Here is a 22,240-nt window from a genome sequence, read left to right on the forward strand (position 1 = left end):
CCTTTCTATTCGGCTGCCAGGGCGGTTTCGTCGGCAATGGGCAGGCGCATGGTGAACCGCGCGCCGCCTCCATCGAGGTTGGTCGCTTTCAGCGAACCGGAAAAGTCATGGACGATTTTATAGGCGATCGACAAGCCCAGTCCGAGCCCGGCGCCGACATCCTTGGTGGTAAAGAAGGGATCGAAGATCTGGGGCAGGACATCAGCATCAATGCCGGGGCCGTTGTCGCTGACGGTCAGCACGGCTTCCTGGTTGTCGCGTTTCAGGGTCAGCGTCACATGTGGCAGCGGACTGCCGCTGACAGCATCGACGGCATTCGACAGGAGGTTGATGACCACCTGCTCCAGGCGGATGCGCCCGCCTTTGACGATGATGTCGGCGTCGGGCAGGTCCAGCGACAGATCCACTTTCTTCTGCTTGATCTGCGGCTGCAGCAGGAGCGTTGCCTCGTCGATCACCTGGCGCAGCGACACCGGCTTGATGTCGGTGCCCGACTTGCGGGTGAAGCCTTTCAGCGTCTTGGCGATCTCGGCCATGCGGGTAACCATACCCTCGATGCGGCCGAGATTGGTTTTTGCTTCGCCCGCGCGCCCGCGTTCGATCAGCATGCCGGCGATTTCCGCATCCGAGCGGATGGCTGCGAGGGGCTGGTTGTATTCATGGCTGAGCGCGGCCGACATGCGCCCCAGTGTTGCCAGCTTGGCGGCCTGGACCAGTTCGGCCTGGGTCAGGCGCAGGTTGGCCTCGGCCTGTTCGCGCTCGCGGACCTCGCGTTCCAGATGGGCATTGGCCTTCCTCAAATCCGAGGTACGGCTTTGAACCCGGCGTTCCAGTCGAAGTGCGGCTGCCCGCGTGCGCCGCTCCTGGCGCACAAATTCGGCGCGCCGCGCAATCAGGATGGCCAGACCCCCGGCCATGATCACGCAGACAAGCAAGGCAACGAGCATTGCCCAGCCCGATCTCTGGCGTGCATCGGTGATGTCGACCAGGGACCGAACCTGCCAGCCCAGAACAGCGACATCCTCGTTCAGCTGCATGTGATGGTCGCCGCTTGGCGCCGCAGGCAGGAGCAGTTCGACACCTTCGAACAGCGACAGGTCGGCGATATCGCGCCCGAGGTTGAGCTCGGACACCAGTTTGCCCCGCCATTCGGGCACGTTGGAGACGACAACCCGGCCGGATGTGTCGAGTGCAAAAATCGTGTCCTTGCTGAGTGCCCAGGCCTGTTCGACGTCATCCAGGCTGACGCGGACAGCCAGAACGCCGGCAATCTCGTTGCCCTGCCTGAGGGGCGAAGCGAAGACGTAGTTCGACGCACGGACCGGGGTCCCGGGCAGCAACTGCCGGCCAAGCTGTCCCTGGAGGGCGAGGTCGAATGCCTGCCGGATCTGGTCGGCGCCACCGATCGACCCTGCCGGAACACCGGCCTGGCTGGAGACGACGACATTGCCGGTTGCATCCATCAGCCAGATTTCCTCTGCACCCGACATCCCGGCGGCAATGGCCGTGATGCCCGGGTCCTGGAGCGGCCGGTCTTCGTTCAGAAGATCGCTGATATCCGGACCGCGCGCCAACAGGGGCGACAGCAGACGGAACTTGTCTAGCAGGCGTTCCAGCACGGCGGTCTGCACGGCCAGATTGGCACGCGCGCCGGTTTCCAGCTCCGCCAGCGTGATCCTGAGACTGCCAAAACCCGTCAGCCAAAGGATCAGCAGGGTCGCGAGCAGGAGCGACGCACCGATGCCGATTTTGAGCTTGCGCCAGGTCTGACGCAGGGGTTTGCGTATCATGGCGCCAGTATACCGATGCCAAGGCATCCGTGAACCCGCACGAGCGCTTACAGCTCTTTGCGGGAAACGTCTGTGCGTGCGGGCGCGCGCTGGCGACGGTCAATCGCGACACTCTTGATCAGCACCGTCACGTTTCGACCCTTGTGCAGATCGAGTTCGGCGACCGACGCCCGGGTGATGCGCGCCCGCAACGTCTGACCTTGAACGTTACACAGAAGTTCAGCATAGGGGCCGGTTTCGCTTGATATGCTGGTGATGGTTGCGTCAAACGCGTTGCGGATCGACAGGCCCTCCGGCGGATAGAGGGCGAGAGCGACATCCCTTGCGCGGATGCGCAATCGGACTGCATCGCCGACATCCGCCGCCATATCCGGGATCTGGAGCACGGCGCCACCGATATCGACATGGGTCAGGCCCCAGTCTGGATCGACCGATGCGACAACGCCTTCCAGCAGAGCGCCTGCTTCGTGCCGGCCGGTTGCCTTGCCGAGATCCGTTCTCGCCAGCATATCGGCGACCGGACCAAAAGCGGGCGTCTGTCCGTCCGACAGGATCACCAGCGTGTTGGAAAGTCGCGCAACTTCCTCGATGGAGTGGCTGACATAAAGGATCGGAATGCCGGCTTCCACACACAGCCGGTCGAGATAGGGCAGGATGTCGTTGCGCCGCGCCTGGTCCAGATTGGCCAGCGGTTCATCCATGATCAGAAGCCTGGGGTCGGACAGCAGCGCCCGCCCGATGGCGACGCGTTGCCGCTCGCCGCCCGAGAGCGTGCGCGGCATGCGCCGCAGAAGCTGGCCGAGGCCGAGCAGATCTGTGACTTCCTGAAAATCGCGCGTGGAGCTTCTTCGGCCGGCCCACCGGGCGTAGGTCATGTTGGCTTTCACGCTCAAATGCGGAAACAGGCGGGCATCCTGAAAGACATGGCCGATCCGGCGCGCCTGCACCGGCAGATTGATGTTCTTCTCCGCGTCGAACAGTACGGTGCCGTTGACTGCGATACGGCCGCTCAGGGGAGTGATCAGTCCGGCAATCATGTTGGTCAGCGATGTCTTGCCGGCGCCGGACTGGCCGAACAGAGACGTCACGCCTCCGGAGCTCTGGAACGATGCCTGCAGCGGCATCCGGCCGACCTGGCCCTTGATGTCGACGTCAAGCATGGCCGGCTCCCATGCGGTTTCGCAGCCGGCGAACCAGCAGTTCGGACGCGATCAGCGCTGCGAAGGCAACGAAGACAGCAATCAGGGTCAGACGGAAGGCGGCCAGGTCACCGCTTGGGGTCTGGGTCGCCGTATAAAGTGCCAGTGCCAATGTGCGGGTTTCCCCCGGGATATTGGACACAAAGGTGATGGTGGCGCCAAATTCGCCCATTGCTTTGGCAAAGCCGAGGATGGCACCGCCGAGAATACCTGGCAGGGCAAGCGGCAGCGTGACGGTGACAAACGCGATCAGCCGATGGGCGCCGAGCGATTTCGCCGCTTCCTCCAGTTTGGGATCAACCGCTTCGAAGGAGATCCGGATCGGCCGCACCATCAGTGGAAAGGCCATGACACCGGCCGCAAGCGCCGCACCGGTCCAGTTGAAAGCGAAGGTGAACCCGAACGTATTGTCCAGGAAGGCACCGATCGCGCCCTTGCGGCCAAACGTCAGAAGTAGAACATAACCGGTGACGACGGGAGGCAGAACCAGCGGCAGATGCACGAGGGCGTTCAGCAGACCATGGCCGGGAAAACTGAACCTGGCCAGCACATAGGCCATCAGGACGGCCAGCGGCAGTGCCACGCACAGCGCGGCGGCAGCGACCTTGAGCGTCAAAAGAAGCGCTTGCCATTCACTTGGCTGAAGGGTGAAAAAATCCACGTTTGCTCAGTCTGTCGGTTCCGGTCGCAGGCAGATGTTGACTTGCCTGTCAGTCGTTATCGACCACAAAGCCGAAAGAGCGCAAGATCTGCTTTGCCTCCGGGCCTTTCAGAAAGGCCGTGAAGGCGGAGGCCGATGGATTGGCGTGGCCGGTTGTCAGGCCGGCCAGGTACCGGATCGGAGGATGGCTGTCCGGCGGCAAGCGGAACAGGACGGCAACACCCGGTTCGATCCGGGCATCTGTCACGTAGACAAGGCCGAGCGGCGTGTCTCCGCGGGCAACGGAGGCCAGTGCAACGCGCACATTTTCCATTGGCGCAAGCGATCCCGCAACTGCCGGCCAGAGACCCAGGCCGGTCAGGGCCTCCCTGCCATAGCGGCCGGCCGGGACCGTCTCCGGGTCGGCCATGGCCAGGCGATGACCGCCGAGAAAGGTCGCAAGGCCTTCCGGAGTAGCAGTCAGCGGACCGGCTTTTTGCTGGCCGACCAGAACAAGGGCATTCGAGGCAATGTCGCGAACCGTGTCCTTGCTGACCGCGCCGGCGTCAACAACGTAATCCATCCAGTCCGCGTCGGCCGAAACGAACACGTCTGCCGGCGCGCCCGCCTCGATTTGCCGCGCAAGAGTCCCGGTTCCGGCAAAGGAGAAGATCGGCGCGGTGCCGGTTTTTTCACCGTAGGCGTCCCCGATGGCTTCCATCGCTTCGCGCATGCTTGCAGCGGCAAACACGGTGAGCGGCTGATCGGCCCGGGTTGGTGTCAGGCTCGACAGGACAAGGAGGAAAGCAAGAGCGAGAGTTCTGAGCATGGGGACATGTTTCTTGACACGGAAATTTTACCTAAGCCCTTCCCGTCGCGGCTTCAATAGCTCTGGCCGTGGTTTCGCTCGCTTCCGGACGGCTCGGGTGGTCATTGACCTTTTCATTGCGCAACCGCCTGTGTCATGAACCCTCCTTTCTTCCGAGCGAGCCGAGACAACGATGATGATTGAATTGAAAGAGCAAACCCCGGACCCAGACACGTATCTGGCCCTGCGCAGCGGCGCCGGGCTCGGCGGTTACGAGCGGGATGCGGCGGAAAAAGGTCTGAAGAACAGTGTCCACGCCGTCATGCTGTTTGACGGAGACAAGCCGATCGGCATGGGCCGGCTGATCGGAGATGGCGGCCTCTTTCTGCAGGTAACGGACATTGCCGTCCTGCCGGACTATCAGGGGCGGGGGCTCGGAAAGCGGATCATGGCAGCCCTGACGCAGTTCATCGAAACGGAACTGCCTCAAAGTGCCTATGTTAGTCTCATCGCCGACGTGCCGGCAAACCGGCTCTATGAGCAATTCGGCTTCAAGGAGACCGCACCACGTTCGGTCGGCATGTCCCGGCGGGCCAACCTGAAATAAACCGTCATCGGCTCGCAAATCGGGTCGTGACGGCCCGTGCTGCTGCCTATGGTCTCCTCAGACAGATTGAGGAGACCAGACATGTTCCAGATCCAACCCCTGCCCGCTTCCGAGTTTTCGCATCTTTACGGACTGAGCGATGCCGAACTCGCCGCCAAAAACATCCAGGTGCATTATTCCGATGGCGGTTTCCCGTGCCGGGTGTCGCTTGAAGACGTTGCCGAAGGCACGCGCGTCTTTCTGATGAACTTCGAACATCAGTCGGGCGAATCGCCCTACCGCTCACGCCACGCGATCTTCGTTGCCGATGGCGCCGAGGAGCGCCATCCGGAGGCAGATACGGTGCCGGAGGTCATTGCCTGCCGTCTGCTGTCGGTCCGGGCCTTCAACCGGGCGCACGAAATTGTCGATGCGGAGGTGATCGAGGGCCGCGAGGTGGACAATCAGATCAGGACGTTTTTTGAAAACCCGCAGGTCGACTACATCCACCTGCACTTTGCGCGTCGTGGCTGTTTTGCGGCCAAGGTGACACGAACGGCGTGGAGCTGACGCTTTTCGAAATGCGTGAAACAATTCGTGCCGAAACGAGCGCTCACCACCAAGCCGGAAGACTGCCGGTATTAGCCCAGCCGGCTCTCGAGCGTCACGGTACGTGGGTTCAATAAAGCTTGAGCAATCCTTCGGAGGTCGCTTCTTCCAGAAGCGCCTCCGGACTTTGTGTCAGCTGGCCGTGTTTGATCATGGCATCGCCAATGTCACCGAGATCGTCAGCGTTCTGCCAGCTTTCGGGCTGCCAGATCTTCGACCGGATCATTGCCTTGGGACAATGCATGAAGGCGCGTGTGACGTGCACGACGAGCGCCATGGCGGGCAGTTTGCCATCGACCGGCATCGTTTCCATCAGCTTCGGATCCTTGACGATCCTTGCTTCTCCGGAGATGCGCAAGGTTTCGCCCTTTCCCGGGATCAGGAAAATCAGGCCGATCCGCGGGTCTTTCAGCAGATTGTGGTAGCTGTCCAGGCGGCGGTTTCCCGGCCGGTCGGGAATGGCCAGCAATGTGTCGCTGAGGACCCTCACGAAGCCCGCCGGGTCGCCCTTGGGACTGACGTCGATCACACTGTCCGGATTGGCGGTGGCAATCATCATGAACGGCGCGCGGGCGATAAAGGACCGGCAAAGGTCATCCAGGGCGCTGATTTCCTTGACCAGCACTTTTTCCGGGGCGGTGCCCGCATGAGCTTCCAACTCCGCCACCGTTTCGATCGTGTCAGTGAATTCGGAGAAGGGTGAACTGTTCTCTTGCATCCTGTCCTCGGGGTGTTTGCCTGACGCGGTTCAATATCCGGATCTCGTGATCCGACTGTCGCGTTTCAAGATCGTGCTGGCAAGCGGGCGAAGCTCCCACCGGTCGAGGCTATTTGCAATCGGTGCCTGATTTCCGGCTAAACTGGTTCTTACCGCGTGTCAGAACAATGCTCATTATCACAGCGACTTCGACCTTTAAACTTAAGGGCGATGCGTTATTCTGTTGCTACTATAGGGAGATCTGACCATGTCAACTGCTGCCGACCGCCGTGCCGCATTCAAGGCGCTTCACCAGAAGGGACGTGCCTTTCTGATGCCCAATCCGTTCGACATCGGGACGGCGCGTATTCTCGACGGACTGCGTTTCGATGCCCTGGCAACCTCCAGCGCCGGGTATGCCTGGACCCGGGGTGTCCGGGATGCCGAGGGACTGATCGGCCGGGACGATGCCCTGGCCCATGCCGCCGAAATCATCAGCGCCACCAGTCTGCCGGTAAACGGGGATCTGGAAAACGGCTTTGGCGACAGCCCGGACGACGTAGTGGCGACGGTAAAGGGTGCCATCGAGGTGGGCCTGGCGGGCTGCTCCATCGAGGATTACAGCCAGGATCCCAAGCATCCCTATTATGATCTCGATCTTGCCGTGGAACGGATCAAGGCCGCCGTTGATGCCAAGAATGCTCTGGCGGCTGACTTTGTGCTGACTGCGCGCAGCGAGGGGCCGGTACATTCCGAGTATGAACTTGACGAGACGATCAAGCGGCTCAACGCCTTTGCAGCGGCTGGCGCCGATTGTGTTTATGCACCGCAGCTGAAGAACCGGGAGCAGATTGCAAAGGTGCTGGAGGCTGTGGAAGCGCCGATGAACATCCTCGCAGGCCGCAAGAATTTCCACCTCACGCGCAAGGAGCTGGGCGACATGGGTGTCGCCCGTGTCTCGATCGGCGCGGGTCTTGCCAAGATTGCCTTCGACGCCTTCATCGCAGCGGCCGAAGACATGAGACTAGGTGGCGCGTTCGGCTGTTTCGACCGTGCAGAAACCATGCCTGAAGGGACGACCGACTTTCAGTCCTTCCTGAAGGCAAGGCTCTAGGGCCCTAGCCTGTTGCCCAGTAGGTCAGTACGACCGGCAGCGTGACAAGCGTCAAAACCGTAGAAACGAAGATGAAGCCCGCGACACCGGGGGCTTCATCCGGCCGATGCTGCGACACGGCGAGATAGGTCGCCACCGAGGGCGGCATGAAGCAGAGCAGGATAATGACACTCTCGATCTTCGGATCGAGCGTCAGCAGCCGGGAGAGCGCAAAGGCAGCGACACAGGAAATCGCGATATGAGCCACGGACAGGATGGCGGCGGTGCCGATGCCGCCCAACTTCAACGTGGCGAGGCTGTGGCCGAGTGTCAGGAGCATGATCGGGATGGCAAGTCCTGCCAGAATGCCGAGGCTTTGATCGACCGGCTCGGGCAGTTTCAAACCCGTGCCCATCAGCACCAGCGCGAGGGCCACGGCATAAATGACCGGCTGGCGCGCCAGGGCCGCAAAATTGGGTTCCCCCATCGGCAGAGCCAGACCGATGGTGAAGATCGCCACCAGCACCACGACGATAAAGCCGATGGCAACCGCAGCCCCTTCCGCGCCGAAGGCGAGTGTTGAAACCGGCAGACCGATATTGCCCACATTGGCCAGCATCATCGGTGACAGATAGGCCTTGATCGGCAGGCGCAGCAGCTTCAGGACACCAAAGCCGAGAACGGCAAAGACTGCAATCATGGCACAGGCGGCCGCAAGCACAGTCAGGAACGTGTCCAGCTGGACGTGTTCCTTGGCAAGATGTGACAGGATCAGGGCCGGGTAACCCACATTCGACACCAGCGAGCCGAGAAGCTTCCGGTCGAAAGGCGCCTTTGCCATGGCAAGGCCGTAACCGAGCAGGACACACAGGAACACCGGCAGCATGACATTGACGACATGTCCGAAGATTTCAGTCATGCGATATGCCCTCCTTGGGGGCCGGCAGCTGAACCGGTCAATCGGATCGCTGCGGTTGGAAGACAACTAAAGCGCAACCACCCCGCGACAGGCAAGGTCGCGGGGCGGCTGACATCCGGGGTGGGCACTTTCCGGACGCTGGTTCAGTCCCGGCCCCATTTCTCCTGTTTCTTGTCCTTCATGATGCCGCGGACCATCTTGCCGAAAGCCTTGTCCTTGGACCTGCGCTCGGCAAGGCTGGCGGAGTTGAAGGCTTCTTCCGCTTTCAGTTTCCGCCACCGGTTGAGCCTGGTTTCCTCCAGCTGACCGGATTCAATGGCCTTTCGAACCGCGCAGCCCGGCTCCGTTTCGTGCCGGCAATCCTTGAAGCGGCAGTTGGCTGCCAGCTCCGTCAGATCCGAGAACAGGTCCTCGATCCCGGCAGCCGCATCGGTGAGCTGCAGTTCGCGCATGCCCGGCGTGTCGAGCACGAGACATCCGCCCGGCACCTGGTGAAGCTGCCGGCGCGTGGTCGTGTGACGGCCCTTGGCGTCATCTTCGCGGATCGCCTGTGTAGCGATCGCCTCGGTTCCGGCAAGCGCGTTGGTGAGCGTCGATTTGCCCACCCCGGAAGACCCGAGAAAGGCAACGGTCTGGCCGGGCCGGCACCAGTCCGCCAGCTTGTCCCTGGGCTCCTGCCCGCGGGCATCCAGCGTGACAACCGGTAGTCCGGCCGAGATCGACCGCGCCTGCTGGGCAAAGTCTTGCGGATCGTTGGAGAGGTCGGATTTGGTGAGCAGGATCACAGGCGCGATCTCTGCTTCAAGACACAGCGCGACATACCGCTCCAGCCGGGCGATGTTGAAATCCTGGTTACAGGAGGAAACCAGAAAGGCCGTCTCGATATTGGCGGCAATCAGCTGGACCTGCCGGTCGGTGCCCGGTGCGCGCCGTTTCAAAAGGCTCTTGCGCTCCAGCACACGGCTGGCCCAGGGTTGTTCGCGGTTCAGGAGAAGCCAGTCGCCGACCGTCGCCTCCAGGCGTGGAGGAATGGTGTCGTCGATGTCGTCGCCGATCACGTGCAGCGCGTTGCGGTGAACTTCAACGACCCGCACCGGGGGTGTACCGGCAAGCTCTTCCGAACTGAGCTGCTGGGCGAAAAAGGCCTGCCAGCCGAGTGTTTCAAGGATCGAGGGCGCTCGGTCCTGTGCCTTCGGTGTTTTGGCCGAAGGGAAAAATTCCGAATAGTTTCGTGGCATTGGATGTCTCGTGACTTAAACACACGTCATCGGGCGCCTGGAAGGGCACCTGGTTCATGGGGTTTAAGGCTCTCCGGTCAAAAAGAGCCGGATCACGCAATCTCTGACATCAAATCTCCATTGGGCACCGAATGTGGCGCCCTTTTCAGGTAGCCGTTGCGATGCTGTTTTGCAAGGGCAGGGCCCTATTGCGGCCGCTCACCGACATAGGCCGCCCGCGGCCGGATCTGCTCGGGCGTCGCGTATTGCTCGAGCGCATGGGCAATCCAGCCGGTCATCCGGCCCGCACAGAAGATGATCTTGCCGGCATCCTTCGGCAGTCCGTAGGTCTTCTGGATGGCGGCGAGCGCCAGATCGACATTCGGCGCGACGCCGAAGAGATCGCGCGCAACGCCGATCAGGCCGGGCAGACGCTTGACGAAGGCGTGCTCAGGTTCGCTCCGGCACAGCACGTCCAAAAGGCACTCCGCCCTTGGATCCCGCTCGCCATAGATCGAATGGCCGAAACCGGGCAGCGGCTCGCCGCGGCTGAGGCGGTCCGACAATACGGTTTCGATATCCGTTTCCGGCGAGATTTCAGACAGCCAGGCCGTCGCTCGGTCGGACGCCGCGCCATGGCGCGGGCCGGCAAAGGCACCGAGGCCGGAAATCAGCGCGGCATGAAGCGGCGCGCGTGTGGAAGCGGCGCACCGGGTGGCGAAGGCGCTGGTATTGAGTTCGTGATCGGCGCAGAGCACAAGGGCGGCCCGGATCACGTTCTTGGCCGGGGAAGATGCGCCGAATGCCTTGGCGATCTGGGTATGCACGGGCACATCCACGGGGTCGGCATTGAGCAGTGCGGCAACCGAATAGCGCAGAAGCGCCGCCCCCTTTGTCTGCAACAGTTTCGGGGCCTGGGTGTAGGCGGCCCGGTCCTGGAGCGGCCAGGCGGCAAGTGCCATCATCAGCCGGTCGAGCGGCCCGAGATCGGCCGGTAGATCCGGTGGTGGCAGCGGCGCGGCTTCCGCAAACGGGTCCTGTTCGGAGGCCCACAAAAGCGTCGCGACCGATTCCAGCGTCGATGTTTCAGCAAGCTTTACCGCCCTGCGGCCTCGATAGATCGGCCCGTCCTCGGAAATCAGCGTCAGCTCGGTTTCCAGAACCGGATCGCCGGTCAGGGGCCTCGACCCGGTGTGGTCTTCAGCTGCCTTGCGGCCCTTGAGGCGGCGCACGTCGGCGGCATCGTAACGACGCTTCTTGCCGGGGCCGGCAATGGAGGAAATCAGACCCCGGCTGACATAGGCATAGAGCGTGGCCGGCTGAACACCGAGTTCGGCGGCAGCTTCACGGGCGGACAGGTAGATCGGCTTGTTCATGGATTGATTGTATTTATCAACATTGATCAATGCAATTCGTTCTTTCTATCTGGCGCGGACCAACACAGAAGGAGAGACCCATGACAGAAGCGCCAAGTCCCGCCCGGATGACCCCGGACCCGATTGCCGGTCTGGAAGGGGTTGTTGCCGCCAACACCCGTCTCAGCCACGTTGACGGCGAGGAAGGTGTGTTGATCCTGCGCGGCCGCCTGATCGAGGACCTCGCGGGCAAGATGCCGTTCGAGGCTGCCGTGCAGCATCTGTGGCAGGACCTTGGGGTCTCTGCGGCCTTTTCCCTTCAGCCGGATTTTGCCCGGGCGCGCCAGCAAGCTTTCAAGGTGGTGCCGCTGCTTGAGGGAGCCGACGCCACGCTAACGGTTTACGAACGCATGCAGCTCGGCCTGGCGGCCCTGCCTCTCGGTGATGAGCTGCCGGCGCCTGTCGCCATTGCCGGGGCGCTGCCAGTTTTCCTGGCTGCGTCCCACCGCATCGCCTCGGGCCATCGGCCAATTGCGCCGGATGCCGCGCTGGGAACGGCTGCCGACATTCTGAAGATGCTGACCGGAGCGGTGCCGCCGCAGGAAAGCGCTGACGCGCTGGATCGCTATCTGGTGACCATTCTGGATCATGGGCTCAATGCGTCGACCTTCACCGCCCGGGTGATCGGCTCGACGCAGGCGGATCTGAAACAGGCGGTGCTGGGGGCAATGGGCGCCCTGAGCGGTCCCCTGCATGGCGGCGCTCCGGGCCCCGTTCTTGACATGATCGATGCCATTGGCGCGCCGGAAAATGCCGCAGGCTGGATCGAAAGCGCGCTGGCGCGCAAGGAACGGCTGATGGGCTTCGGCCACCGGATCTATCGCACCCGTGATCCGCGCGCGGATGTGCTGAAGGACGGTTTGCGGGTCCTGGGCGAGGAAAATCCCAAGATCCGGCTGGCGGAAGACATCGAACTGGCCGCACTGGCCGCCCTGAAGGAAGCCAAGCCCGACAGGCCGCTGGACACCAATGTGGAGTTCTATACAGCCGTGCTGCTGGATGCGATCGGCATCGACCGCACGCTGTTCACACCGCTCTTTGCAGTTGGCCGGACCTCGGGCTGGTGCGCTCATGTGCTGGAACAGCAGCAGACCGGCAAATTGATCCGGCCCTCGTCACACTATGTCGGACCGGAACCGGAGACTGTCTGAGGCCCACTCTGAACCAGTAGTCCAGGCAGACTCGATTCGCACGCGAAAGCCCGCGTTTGCTGGGTCCCGGTTTACCGCCTGGCGGCAAACCGGGATGAAAACGGGACATCCACTGCCGTCCCGCGGGCCTGATCGGCCCGCGCAACTTGCAGGAAAAACGGTTTCAGCGAGGCCGGTTCCTTAACCCGCCATTTCCGCTTCGCGGACGGCAAACTCGATCTCGTCGACAAGGCCCGGATCGAGGCCGAGGCGGGCGGCCAGCATCTGCAGATAGGCCTTTTCTGCCGGATGATCCGGATCGATGGCAAGGCGGGAAGCAGCATAAAGTTCAGCTGCTGTTTCCTCGCAGCTGGCGAAGGCGACAACCTTGTCGATATCAAGCGGTGCACGCAGCTCGTCCATCAGGAATGCCTTGGCCTCGCTGTCGAGCCCGGCCTCGTCGATCTTTTCAAAGATGCGATCCTGTTCGTCCCGGTCGATATGACCGTCGGCCTTGGCGGCGGAGATCATGGAGGTCAGCAGGGCGATGGCGAACTGATTTTCGCCACCCGGCTGCTGCGCCGGATCGAAGGCCGTGCCGCGTGGGGCTTCCAGCGGGATCGGTTGGTCCTGCGGATAGTGTGGACGCGGCGCGTTCTGCTGGTTGGCCTTGTGGCCCTGATAGGCCTTGTAGGCGAGACCGGCCACCAGCGCGAGGCCGCCATAGGTGACGGCTTTTTTGCCGATCTTGCGGCCCGACTTGGAGCCGAGCATCAGGCCGGCAAGGCCTCCAAGCGCCAGGCCGCCACCCTGGGACGACAGAAAATCCTTGCCCTGGGAAAGAAGGTCGCCCGACCCGCCCCGCTGTGCGGCCGCACCGCCGCGCTGGTTATACTGACCACCGCCCTGGCCTCCCAGAAACTGATCCAGCAGGGATTTTGCGTCGAACATTCTTGGCTCCTCAAACTTGTGGCCCGCCCGGGCCCGAATTCGCTTTGCCTATCAAATGGGACTTTCTGGTACCGGCGCAAGCATGTGATACAGATGCAGACAGTTTTATGATCCCCTAGCACGTCTGAAAGACATTGCTCGCATGTCGAAAGCCCGTCTCCGCACCTTGAACTGCGCACTGGTCGTCGTCTTTTTCGCCGTTCTCTCATCGGCGTCGCCGGCACATTCATTTTCCGTGCGCGAAGCGCCGGACAGTTATACGAGGATCGACGACGCGGCGCTGAAGGAAGCTCTTCTGACGACCCTTGCCGCCGCCGATGTGAGTACCACGGGCAATTTTCATCAGCTGGCTGTTCCCGGTGAAGCGTTTGATGGCAAGCGCACCAGTCTAACCGTCGAAGCTGAAGGTGCCTTCCTTCACATCGTGCAGGATCGTGGCCTGCCCAGGGGAGATCTCTTTCCAACCTTCGTCCTGAAGCCTCAAGCTGGTGGTGACGCGCTCGACCTGATTCTTAAAACCGAGGCCGGGACAAAGGTCTATTATGCCGACGGGCAACCGGAGAGCGGTTGCCTGTTTTCCGCCAAAAAGGCCTATTCGGATATCTGCCTTGTAGATGTCAGCGGCAACCCGGCACCGGAACTGCCCGGATTGCGGGACGACGTCTGGACGGATCTGATCAGGCTTCTTGGACTTTGAAAGGGCCAACTCGTCTTGTTGTCAGACAGAAACGCTGGATCAGGGCTCTAGTCCAATGGCAACAGATTGTCGTCCTTCAGCGTTTCCATCGCGATCGAGGAGCGCACATTGTTGACCGCTTCCTGGGGCAGTAATTCGTCATTGATGATGCGGCTGAGTGCCTTCAGGTCGGCGACGACAATCTTCAGCATGTAGTCGAGATCGCCGGTCAGCGTGTGGGCTTCCTGTACCTCCGGCATGGCCTTCACCATGTTGCGGAACTTGCGCGCATTCTCCTTGGAATGCGCCCCGAGCGTCACGCCGACAAAGGCGGTCACCGTCAGGCCGAGGGCTTCCGGGTCGAGGGCTGCCCTGTAGCGGCGAATGATGCCGGCTTCTTCCAGCTTGGTGCGCCGGCGCGACACCTGGCTGGCCGACAGGCTGATGATCTCGCCAAGCTCGGCATTGGTCAGGGCGGCATTGTCCTGCAGGGCTGCCAGCAATTTGACATCGAAACCGTCGAGAGCAATGGGCATGCGTGTTCCTGCTGTTCAATGCACACAACGTGCAACATCATACGCGAAAACACGTGAATTGCACACATGCTGCGCGCGGAACCCGGCATCCTGTTCGCAATGAGGATTTGTGAGAGGACAACCAGCCATGGGACCGTTTCCCCATAACGCACCGCCTGCCGAAATCACGCCGGAAAACCCGGCCGGTACGGACGGATTTGAATTTGTCGAATTCGCCCATCCGGAGCCGGAGAAGCTGGACGTGCTCTTTCGCAAGATGGGCTACGTGCCGGTTGCCAAACACAAGACCAAGAACATCACGCTCTACCGCCAGGGCGACGTCACCTATGTGCTGAATGCCGAACCCGGCAGCCACGGCATGAAGTTCGTTGACACGCACGGACCTTGCGCGCCCTCCATGGCCTGGCGCGTGGTGGATGCGCAAAAAGCGTTTGACCATGCGGTTGCCAAAGGCGCGACGCCGTATGAAGGCGACGACAAATCCATGGATGTCCCGGCCATTGTCGGCATCGGCGGTTCACTGCTCTATTTTGTCGACACCTACGGCGAAAAGGGATCGGCCTATTCGAAAGATTTCAACTGGCTGCGGGAATTCGATCCGAAGCCGGAAGGCGTCGGTTTCTATTATCTCGACCACCTGACCCACAACGTCTATCGCGGCAACATGGACAAGTGGTGGGATTTCTACCGGGACCTCTTCAACTTCAAGCAGATCCACTTCTTCGACATTGACGGCCGCATCACGGGCCTGGTCAGCCGGGCAATCACCAGCCCCTGCGGCAAGATCCGCATTCCGCTGAACGAGTCCAAGGACGACACCAGCCAGATCGAGGAATATCTGAAGAAATACAATGGCGAAGGCATCCAGCACATCGCCGTTGGCACGGACGATATCTATGCCAGCACTGACAGGCTGGCCGAGAACGAGCTGAAATTCATGCCCGGCCCGCCGGACACCTATTACGAACGCTCCCACAAGCGGGTCAACGGCCACAGCGAGCCGATCGAGCGCATGAAGCGTCACGGCATCCTGATCGATGGCGAAGGCGTCATTGATGGCGGCATGACCAAGATCCTGCTGCAGATTTTCTCCAAGACCGTGATCGGTCCGATCTTCTTCGAATTCATTCAGCGCAAGGGCGATGAAGGCTTTGGGGAAGGCAATTTCCGCGCCCTGTTTGAATCGATCGAGGAAGATCAGATCCGACGCGGGGTGCTCAAGACTGAAGCCGCCGAGTAATCCCACTTGCCGGTTGCTTTGGAAGGCCGCTTTTCCAAAAGGAGGAGCGGCCTTGATCCTTTTTGGGGTACTGGATTGCCGGAAACGGGGCGCCTCCGCCTTATTCAGCTGTCATCAAAGGCAAGCGCAGCGCCACCTGGGACCCACCCGTTTGCAGAGCAGAAATCTTGACGCCGAAGCTCGCGAGGCATTCATTCCAGGGTTTGCGCAAGCGGCGCGGCGCGTGACCCGGCTTAAGGGCAGCTTGAGCCCGAGTTGGCTGCGATGCCGTGTCCATCCGGCTGAAACGCACGGTAAAACAGCCTTTTCAGCCAGCCTTTTCGCGACAATCCGTAAAAAAGATTACGTTTTCTCGCTTCAGTAACGGATTGAATTGTCTTCGCTTTTCCAGTCCGACAATACGTTGGGTAAGATTCTTCGAACTTATTTTCATCCCGTTAAGGAAGAAGTTTGTGGGGCAAGGGTTTTACTGACAGAGGCTGCCGAGAGGCCCTCTGTTGCATTGTCTAAGCACAAACTTCTTACACCTCCGCACCCCCATGCGGAGGTTTTTTTTGGCCGTTTGTCAGCTCAGCCGTTCCTCTTGGCTTCCAGCACGTCCCAGACCATTTTTGCCACATCCGGACCGCCGAGATTGCGGATGGCGCGGATGCCGGTCGGGGCGGTGACGTTGATTTCCGTCAGCAGGCCGTCAATGACATCGATGCCGACCAGAATGAGGCCTTTTTCCTTCAGCGAAGGACCGAGACGGGCACAGATCTCGCGTTCGCGTTCTGTCAGGTCGCTGTCGGTCGGGGCGCCGCCGCGCACCATGTTGGAGCGGAGATCTCCGGCCGCCGGCACCCGGTTGACCGCGCCGGCGAATTCACCATCGACCAGCAGAATGCGCTTGTCGCCGTGTTTCACATTCGGCAGGAACTGCTGGATCACCCAGGGCTCGCGGAAGGTGGCGGCGAAGAAATCATAGAGCGAGCCGTAGTTGAGATCGTCCTGGGTAATCCGGAAAACGGCCGCGCCGCCATGGCCGAACAGCGGCTTCATGACGATGTCGCCATATTCCTCCCGGAACAGGTCGATCTCCGCCCGGTCCTTGGTGATCAGGGTCGCCGGCATCAGGTCGGGGAATTCCGTGACAAACAGTTTTTCAGGCGCGTTGCGCACCTCGGCCGGATCGTTCACCACCAGCGTGTCCGGATGGATTTTTTCCAGGATATGTGTTGCGGCAATATAGGACAGATCGAACGGCGGGTCCTGGCGCATCAGCACGACGTCCATCTCGCGCATGTTGACGCGCTGGCGCTCGCCTAGTGTGAAATGATTGCCTTTTTCGTCGCGGACTTCAACCGGTTCCAGCCAGCAGAAAACATCGTCGCCGCGCAGGGCCAGACGGTCAGGCGTATAGTGATAGAGCTGATGGCCGCGCGCCTGCGCCTCCAGCATCATCGCAAAGGCGCTGTCGCCGGCAATGTTGATGGTCGAGATATGGTCCATCTGGACCGCAACTTTCAAAGCCATGAGGCAGCTCCCGGCGGGCGGCACGTGTCATGTGCCATTGGGATTGGAACGATTGGTCCAGATATGCGGTGCGGGTCGGCGAATGTCCAGAGGGGGAGACAGGGGTTTTCAAACGCCGTCTGTATCTGACTCTACAGAGCCCTCAACACCTCCTTTGTCATCCCGGTTTGCCACAACGTGGCAAGACCGGGATCCAGTACGCCACGGTGATTGTCTTGTTTTCGATACAGGCGATAGGGGGTACTTGGTCCCGGATCTTCGCTGCGCTGCGTCCGGGATGACAAAACGGAAGCCTTCCCGGACGTCCCGGATGTGACTTGCGATCCCCTACTCCGCTTCCAGAAGCTCCGCCCAGCTCATCGGCGCGTCGCCGTTCAGCGGATTTTTGGGCGAGCGCTTGTAGCGGATGGTTTCCATCCGGAAGGTGCGGGCATCAAACAGGATCATGCGGCCGACCAGGGTCTCGCCGGTCCCGGTGAATTCCTTGATCACTTCCATTGCCTGCATGGCGCCGATAATCCCGGTGAGCGCGCCAAGCACACCAGCCTGCTCGCAGGTCGGCAACAGGCCGTCCCGCGGTTTTTGCGGGAACAGACAGCGATAGGTCGGGTTCTTGGCGCCGTCGGCATCGGCCTCAAAGGGTTTCAGCGTGGTGATCGAGCCGTCGAACTGGCCGACAGCCGCCGTCACCAATGGTTTTTTTGCAAAGAAACAGGCATCGGAAACGAGGTAGCGCGTGTCGAAATTGTCAGACCCATCAACCACCAGATCATAGTCCGAGATCAGCGCCATCGCGTTGTGACCGGCGATCCGGGTCGGATGCGGTTCGACGGTGACATTCGGATTGAGCCGGGCGATAGCTTCGGCCGCACTGGCGACTTTCGGTTCACCGAGCTGATCGGTGTCGTGGATCACCTGGCGCTGCAGGTTGGAAAGCGACACGGTGTCATCGTCGACAACTCCAAGCGTGCCGACACCGGCCGCGGCCAGATACTGCAGCACCGGTGCGCCGAGACCGCCGGCGCCAATTACCAGAACCCGGGCGTTCTTCAGCTTCTGCTGTCCGGCACCACCAATTTCCTGCATGACGATGTGGCGGGCGTAACGTTCCAGTTCGGCTGGGGAGAGCATTCGAGATCCTGTTTGCCTGTGTTCGCTTCTTGTTTGGAAAGGATGGTTGTCTGGCTCAGCCCAGCACCCGGCTGACGAGACGAGCCGTGTAGTCCACCATCGGAATCACCCTTGCATAGTTGAGCCGTGTCGGGCCGATCACGCCGAGAACGCCGACAATGCGCTGGTTGCTGTCCCGGTAGGGGGACACCACCAGCGACGAACCGGACAGTGAAAAGAGATTGTTTTCCGATCCAATGAAGATCCTGACGCCGTCTCCCTTTTCCGCAAGGCCGAGCAGCTGGATCAGGTCCTTCTTGTTTTCCAGGTCGTCGAAGAGAAGACGGATGCGCTCCAGATCTTCGGCAGCTTCTAGGTCGGTCAAAAGGTTGGAACGGCCGCGCACGATCAGCGTACCGGGATCGTTGGCCCCCTCACCGCCCCAAAGCGCCAGACCGGCGTCGATCACCTTCTGGCTGAGCAAGTCGAGCTCTGCCTGATCCGCATCGCGCACCTTTTCCAGGTCGGTGCGGATCTCGGCAAGAGTTTTGCCCTGGATCTGGGCATTGAGATAATTGGTGGCTTCAACAAGCGCGGACGCCGGCAGATTTGGCGGCAGGTTGACCACCCGATTTTCCACCGAACCATCGTCGCTGACCAGCACCACCAGCGCCTTTTGCGGTTCGATCCGCACGAATTCGATATGTTTGAGCCGCATGTCGGTCTTGTGGGTCAGCACCACCCCGGCCCCCATGGAAAGGCCTGACAGCATCTGGCTGGCTTCGGTGAGAACCTGTTCAGCGGAATTGGCCCGTTGCGAGGCCTTCACCTGTACATCGATCTGCTGCCGCTCTTCCTGGGTCAGATCGCCCACTTCCAGAAGCGCGTCGACGAAGAACCTCAGGCCGATTTCGGTCGGCAGCCGGCCGGCACTGGTATGCGGGGCATGCAGGAGGCCCATATGCTCCAGGTCCGACATGACATTGCGCACGGACGCGGGCGACAGCGAAACGCTGAGATTGCGCGAAACATTGCGGGACCCGACCGGCTCGCCGGTCTCCAGGTAAGTTTCGACGATCGAGCGGAAGATTTCTCTAGATCTCTTGTCGAGGTCGCTCAGGCTCAAGGCATGTTCTCCAGGGACGGACCAACTCGGTCATCAACGTGTGTTTCCCTCAAGATATAGGCGCAAATTGGGGCTGACGTGAAGTATCCCGTTGCCAGCTCTTTACGCAGACGGATCTTGAGGTCTACAAGGCCTCAACGAATACGTCGGGGAACCAGTGATTTCCCGAAACCGCAAAGCTCGAAAGGGATATCAATGCGTCCGTCCAAACGCGCCGCCGACGAACTGCGTGCCGTCACCCTGGAACGAGGTGTTTCCAAACATGCCGAGGGCTCCTGCCTGGTCAAGTTCGGCGACACGCATGTTCTGTGTACCGCGAGCCTGGAAGAGCGTGTTCCGCCGTGGCTGCGGGGCCAGAACCGGGGCTGGGTCACCGCCGAATACGGCATGTTGCCGCGCGCGACGGGCGACCGTATGCGCCGCGAGGCCAGCGCCGGCAAGCAATCCGGTCGAACCCAGGAAATCCAGCGCCTGATCGGCCGCTCCCTGCGTGCTGTTGTCAATCTGGAAGCCCTTGGCGAAGCCCAGATCTCCATCGACTGCGACGTCATCCAGGCCGATGGCGGCACACGCACAGCGGCCATCACCGGTGCCTGGGTGGCGCTGCGCGATTGCATTGAATGGATGAAGGCTAGGGACATGGTCAGCGGCGAGGTGCTGAAAGACCATATCGCGGCGATTTCCTGCGGCATCTATGAAGGCAATCCGGTACTCGATCTGGACTATGCCGAAGACAGCACCGCGGAAACCGATGCCAACTTCGTCATGACCGGTTCCGGTGGCATTGTCGAGATCCAGGGCACGGCAGAAGGCGCCCCCTTCTCCGAAGACGAATTCGGTCAGCTTCTTGGTCTTGCCAAGGCCGGGATCGGCCGTCTGGTCGACTTGCAGAAAATGGCCATTCTCTAACGGAGACGACCCATGAGCCTTCGCCAGCTGGAGCCGGGAAAACTTGTCGTGGCCAGCCACAACAAGGGCAAGCTCCGCGAGATCAACGAGTTGTTGCAGCCTTACGGCTTCGACGTGGTGTCCGCTGGCGATCTCGATCTGCCGGAGCCGGAAGAAACCGGCCTGACCTTCGAGGCCAATGCCTCGCTGAAGGCGCAGGCGGCGGCCCGGGCGTCCGGCTTCCCGTCTCTTGCCGATGACAGCGGCTTCTGTGTTGCGGCGCTGGGTGGCGATCCCGGCATTTATTCGGCGCGCTGGGCCGGTCCTGACAAGGACTTTGCCATGGCCATGCGCACCATTGAGGAAAAGCTGCAATCGGCCGGCGCCACCGCGGACGACATGCGCCGCGGCTCCTTCGTGGCGGTTCTGTGCCTCGCCTGGCCGGACGGGCATGAAGAATATTTCCGGGGCGAGGTTGAGGGGCAGGTTGTCTGGCCCCCGCGCGGAACGCAGGGCTTCGGCTACGATCCGATATTTCAGCCCGATGGCCATGACCGCACCTTCGCTGAAATGACCTCGGAGGAAAAACACGGCGGCAGCCCGGGTTTGCCCGCGTTGTCTCACCGTGCCCGGGCGTTTGAGCTGTTCAAGGCCGGCTGTCTGGAAGGGAAGTGATTTGACGACGCAAGGGGCAAACGAAGGCGGATTCGGCATTTATGTGCACTGGCCGTTCTGTGCGGCCAAATGCCCTTATTGCGACTTCAATTCCCATGTTCGTCACCAGCCGGTTGACCAGGCCCGGTTCGCTGCGGCCTTCGAGCGGGAACTCGCCCATTTTGCGGATCTGACCAAAGGCAAGACCGTTCAGTCGGTGTTTCTGGGCGGCGGCACGCCGTCGCTCATGGAGCCGGCGACCGTCGAACGTATTCTTGACGCGATCTCCGGCCACTGGGCGATGGATGCCGATGTCGAGATCTCCATGGAAGCCAATCCGTCCTCGGTCGAGGCGGAACGGTTCCGCGGTTACCGGGCGGCCGGCGTCAACCGGGTGTCGCTTGGCGTTCAGTCCCTGATCGACACCGATCTGAAGCTCCTCGGACGTCTTCATGACGCCCAGACGGCGCGAAAGGCGATCGAAACCGCGCGGGCGACCTTCCCGCGTCTTTCGTTCGACCTGATCTACGCCCGTCCAGGCCAGACGCCTGCAGGATGGGCCGACGAATTGAACGAAGCCATCGCGCTCGCGGCCGATCACCTGTCGCTTTATCAGCTGACCATCGAGGAAGGCACGCCGTTCTATACACTCTATCATGCCGGCAAGCTGAAAATGCCGGACCAGGAGCTTGGCGCTGCTTTCTACGAGCTCACCCAGGAGGTCACGGCCGACGCGGGCCTGCCGGCCTATGAGGTGTCCAACCATGCCCGGCCGGGCGCGGAGTGCCGCCACAATCTGGTCTATTGGCGCTATGGCGATTATGTCGGCGTTGGCCCCGGTGCCCATGGACGGCTGACGGTCGGCGTCAACCGCCTCGCCACCGCAACGGAGCGGCACCCGGAAACCTGGCTGGAAAACGTTGAAAGCCATGGGCACGCCATGATCGAGAATGCCGGCCTGACCGAGGAGGAGCAAGGCGACGAGTTTCTGCTCATGGGCCTGCGGCTCACCGAGGGCATCGACCTGAAACGGTACGAACGATTTTCCCACCGGTCCATCGATCCACGCCGCCTGGCAGCGCTTCTGGAGCATGGCATGGTGGAAAAGATCGGGGAAAATCGGGTTCGGGCGACGCGTGACGGTTTTTTTGTGCTCGACGCAGTCGTGGCGGATCTGGCTGCCTGATGCAGCACCTTTTGCTGCAATAAATAAAGCTACCAAATTGATTTAAATGTCTTATCTGCACTTGTGCGGCGCACAGTGATTTGCTGTCAAACTGTCTTTCTGTGTGTTTTCGAATGGTTTGCCACTGTTTCACATAACAAATAGCAGTATTGCGGCCTGCAACAGGCCTAGCTATCCTGCTGCGATGCAATAGATGGTGCAATAACAAACGAGCTGCAAAAAAATGTTCACAAAATTTGCCGAGGGGGCTGGCAG

Annotated in this window: 22 protein-coding genes; 9 read left to right on the plus strand and 13 right to left on the minus strand. The window is 61.1% G+C overall.

Annotation, left to right across the window (positions count from 1 at the left end; all coding sequences use genetic code 11):
• Positions 1 to 5 precede the first annotated feature (5 nt).
• Genes ACO6TG_RS15415 through modA form a run of 4 tightly spaced genes read right to left on the minus strand, consistent with a single transcriptional unit; the run spans position 6 to position 4,458 of the window.
• The gene (locus tag ACO6TG_RS15415; RefSeq protein ID WP_422374008.1) at positions 6 to 1,790 is read right to left on the minus strand and encodes a sensor histidine kinase; all 1,785 of its coding nucleotides are present in this window, start codon (positions 1,788 to 1,790) and stop codon (positions 6 to 8) included.
• 47 nt (positions 1,791 to 1,837) lie between these two features.
• Positions 1,838 to 2,950, minus strand: coding sequence for a molybdenum ABC transporter ATP-binding protein (gene modC, locus ACO6TG_RS15420; RefSeq protein WP_422374009.1), 1,113 nt, complete (start codon positions 2,948 to 2,950; stop codon positions 1,838 to 1,840).
• Complete coding sequence (gene modB / locus ACO6TG_RS15425) at positions 2,943 to 3,650, minus strand: molybdate ABC transporter permease subunit (protein WP_422374010.1); 708 nt, start codon at positions 3,648 to 3,650, stop codon at positions 2,943 to 2,945. Before modB ends, modC begins: the two co-directional genes overlap by 8 nt.
• A gap of 49 nt (positions 3,651 to 3,699) precedes the next feature.
• Complete coding sequence (gene modA / locus ACO6TG_RS15430; protein WP_422374011.1) at positions 3,700 to 4,458, minus strand: molybdate ABC transporter substrate-binding protein; 759 nt, start codon at positions 4,456 to 4,458, stop codon at positions 3,700 to 3,702.
• Positions 4,459 to 4,630: 172 nt separating this feature from the next.
• Between modA and ACO6TG_RS15435 the strand changes: the two genes are divergently transcribed.
• Entirely contained in the window at positions 4,631 to 5,044 is a 414-nt protein-coding gene (locus ACO6TG_RS15435; protein ID WP_422374012.1) for a GNAT family N-acetyltransferase, read from the plus strand.
• 81 nt (positions 5,045 to 5,125) lie between these two features.
• The gene (locus ACO6TG_RS15440; protein WP_422374013.1) at positions 5,126 to 5,593 is read left to right on the plus strand and encodes a DUF1203 domain-containing protein; all 468 of its coding nucleotides are present in this window, start codon (positions 5,126 to 5,128) and stop codon (positions 5,591 to 5,593) included.
• 109 nt (positions 5,594 to 5,702) lie between these two features.
• Here ACO6TG_RS15440 and ACO6TG_RS15445 read toward each other — a convergent pair whose 3' ends face one another.
• Positions 5,703 to 6,350 carry an MSMEG_1061 family FMN-dependent PPOX-type flavoprotein gene (locus ACO6TG_RS15445; protein ID WP_422374014.1) on the minus strand — a complete coding sequence of 216 codons (648 nt, stop codon included), beginning with the start codon at positions 6,348 to 6,350 and terminating at the stop codon, positions 5,703 to 5,705.
• Between the two features lie 247 nt (positions 6,351 to 6,597).
• Here ACO6TG_RS15445 and ACO6TG_RS15450 point away from each other — a divergent pair, with 247 nt between their 5' ends.
• Positions 6,598 to 7,443, plus strand: a complete 846-nt coding sequence (locus tag ACO6TG_RS15450; protein ID WP_422374015.1) for an isocitrate lyase/PEP mutase family protein — start codon at positions 6,598 to 6,600, stop codon at positions 7,441 to 7,443.
• A gap of 4 nt (positions 7,444 to 7,447) precedes the next feature.
• Here ACO6TG_RS15450 and ACO6TG_RS15455 read toward each other — a convergent pair whose 3' ends face one another.
• The 3 genes from ACO6TG_RS15455 to ACO6TG_RS15465 form a co-directional block, all read right to left on the minus strand.
• Entirely contained in the window at positions 7,448 to 8,341 is an 894-nt protein-coding gene (locus ACO6TG_RS15455) for an AEC family transporter (protein ID WP_422374016.1), read from the minus strand.
• A 143-nt stretch (positions 8,342 to 8,484) separates the two neighbouring features.
• On the minus strand, positions 8,485 to 9,579 hold the full coding sequence (gene rsgA, locus ACO6TG_RS15460) for a ribosome small subunit-dependent GTPase A (protein ID WP_422374017.1): 1,095 nt from the start codon (positions 9,577 to 9,579) through the stop codon (positions 8,485 to 8,487).
• Positions 9,580 to 9,764: 185 nt separating this feature from the next.
• The gene (locus ACO6TG_RS15465) at positions 9,765 to 10,964 is read right to left on the minus strand and encodes a citrate/2-methylcitrate synthase (RefSeq protein WP_422374018.1); all 1,200 of its coding nucleotides are present in this window, start codon (positions 10,962 to 10,964) and stop codon (positions 9,765 to 9,767) included.
• Between the two features lie 50 nt (positions 10,965 to 11,014).
• On the opposite strand from ACO6TG_RS15465, the gene ACO6TG_RS15470 reads away from it, so the two are divergent.
• Positions 11,015 to 12,124 (plus strand): citrate synthase/methylcitrate synthase, encoded by a 1,110-nt coding sequence (locus ACO6TG_RS15470; protein ID WP_422374019.1) that lies wholly within the window; start codon positions 11,015 to 11,017, stop codon positions 12,122 to 12,124.
• Positions 12,125 to 12,304: 180 nt separating this feature from the next.
• On the opposite strand, the gene ACO6TG_RS15475 is transcribed toward ACO6TG_RS15470, so the two are convergent.
• On the minus strand, positions 12,305 to 13,054 hold the full coding sequence (locus ACO6TG_RS15475; RefSeq protein ID WP_422374020.1) for a tellurite resistance TerB family protein: 750 nt from the start codon (positions 13,052 to 13,054) through the stop codon (positions 12,305 to 12,307).
• Between the two features lie 142 nt (positions 13,055 to 13,196).
• Here ACO6TG_RS15475 and ACO6TG_RS15480 point away from each other — a divergent pair, with 142 nt between their 5' ends.
• Positions 13,197 to 13,751 (plus strand): hypothetical protein, encoded by a 555-nt coding sequence (locus tag ACO6TG_RS15480; protein ID WP_422374021.1) that lies wholly within the window; start codon positions 13,197 to 13,199, stop codon positions 13,749 to 13,751.
• 47 nt (positions 13,752 to 13,798) lie between these two features.
• Here the strand turns inward: ACO6TG_RS15480 and ACO6TG_RS15485 are convergent, their stop codons facing one another.
• Complete coding sequence (locus ACO6TG_RS15485; RefSeq protein WP_422374022.1) at positions 13,799 to 14,266, minus strand: Lrp/AsnC family transcriptional regulator; 468 nt, start codon at positions 14,264 to 14,266, stop codon at positions 13,799 to 13,801.
• A 127-nt stretch (positions 14,267 to 14,393) separates the two neighbouring features.
• Here ACO6TG_RS15485 and hppD point away from each other — a divergent pair, with 127 nt between their 5' ends.
• The gene (gene hppD, locus ACO6TG_RS15490) at positions 14,394 to 15,506 is read left to right on the plus strand and encodes a 4-hydroxyphenylpyruvate dioxygenase (RefSeq protein WP_422374023.1); all 1,113 of its coding nucleotides are present in this window, start codon (positions 14,394 to 14,396) and stop codon (positions 15,504 to 15,506) included.
• A gap of 570 nt (positions 15,507 to 16,076) precedes the next feature.
• Here hppD and gshB read toward each other — a convergent pair.
• The 3 genes from gshB to hrcA all read right to left on the minus strand — a co-directional run bounded on the left by gshB (position 16,077) and on the right by hrcA (position 19,257).
• Positions 16,077 to 17,021: a glutathione synthase gene (gene gshB / locus ACO6TG_RS15495; protein WP_422374024.1), complete on the minus strand. Its 945-nt coding sequence runs from the start codon at positions 17,019 to 17,021 to the stop codon at positions 16,077 to 16,079.
• Positions 17,022 to 17,348: 327 nt separating this feature from the next.
• Positions 17,349 to 18,152 (minus strand): HesA/MoeB/ThiF family protein, encoded by an 804-nt coding sequence (locus ACO6TG_RS15500; RefSeq protein WP_422374025.1) that lies wholly within the window; start codon positions 18,150 to 18,152, stop codon positions 17,349 to 17,351.
• A 55-nt stretch (positions 18,153 to 18,207) separates the two neighbouring features.
• Positions 18,208 to 19,257, minus strand: coding sequence for a heat-inducible transcriptional repressor HrcA (hrcA, locus tag ACO6TG_RS15505; RefSeq protein ID WP_094073178.1), 1,050 nt, complete (start codon positions 19,255 to 19,257; stop codon positions 18,208 to 18,210).
• A 195-nt stretch (positions 19,258 to 19,452) separates the two neighbouring features.
• On the opposite strand from hrcA, the gene rph reads away from it, so the two are divergent.
• Genes rph through hemW form a run of 3 tightly spaced genes read left to right on the plus strand, consistent with a single transcriptional unit; the run spans position 19,453 to position 21,985 of the window.
• A complete protein-coding gene (rph, locus tag ACO6TG_RS15510; protein WP_094073179.1) occupies positions 19,453 to 20,166 on the plus strand; it encodes a ribonuclease PH in 714 nt (237 codons plus the stop codon).
• A 12-nt stretch (positions 20,167 to 20,178) separates the two neighbouring features.
• Positions 20,179 to 20,820: an RdgB/HAM1 family non-canonical purine NTP pyrophosphatase gene (rdgB, locus tag ACO6TG_RS15515; protein ID WP_422374026.1), complete on the plus strand. Its 642-nt coding sequence runs from the start codon at positions 20,179 to 20,181 to the stop codon at positions 20,818 to 20,820.
• 1 nt (position 20,821) lies between these two features.
• Positions 20,822 to 21,985, plus strand: coding sequence for a radical SAM family heme chaperone HemW (gene hemW / locus ACO6TG_RS15520; RefSeq protein WP_422374027.1), 1,164 nt, complete (start codon positions 20,822 to 20,824; stop codon positions 21,983 to 21,985).
• The last annotated feature ends 255 nt before the right edge of the window (positions 21,986 to 22,240 follow it).

Origin of the sequence: Roseibium sp. (assembly GCF_965233565.1) — a bacterium.
Lineage (GTDB): Bacteria > Pseudomonadota > Alphaproteobacteria > Rhizobiales > Stappiaceae > Roseibium.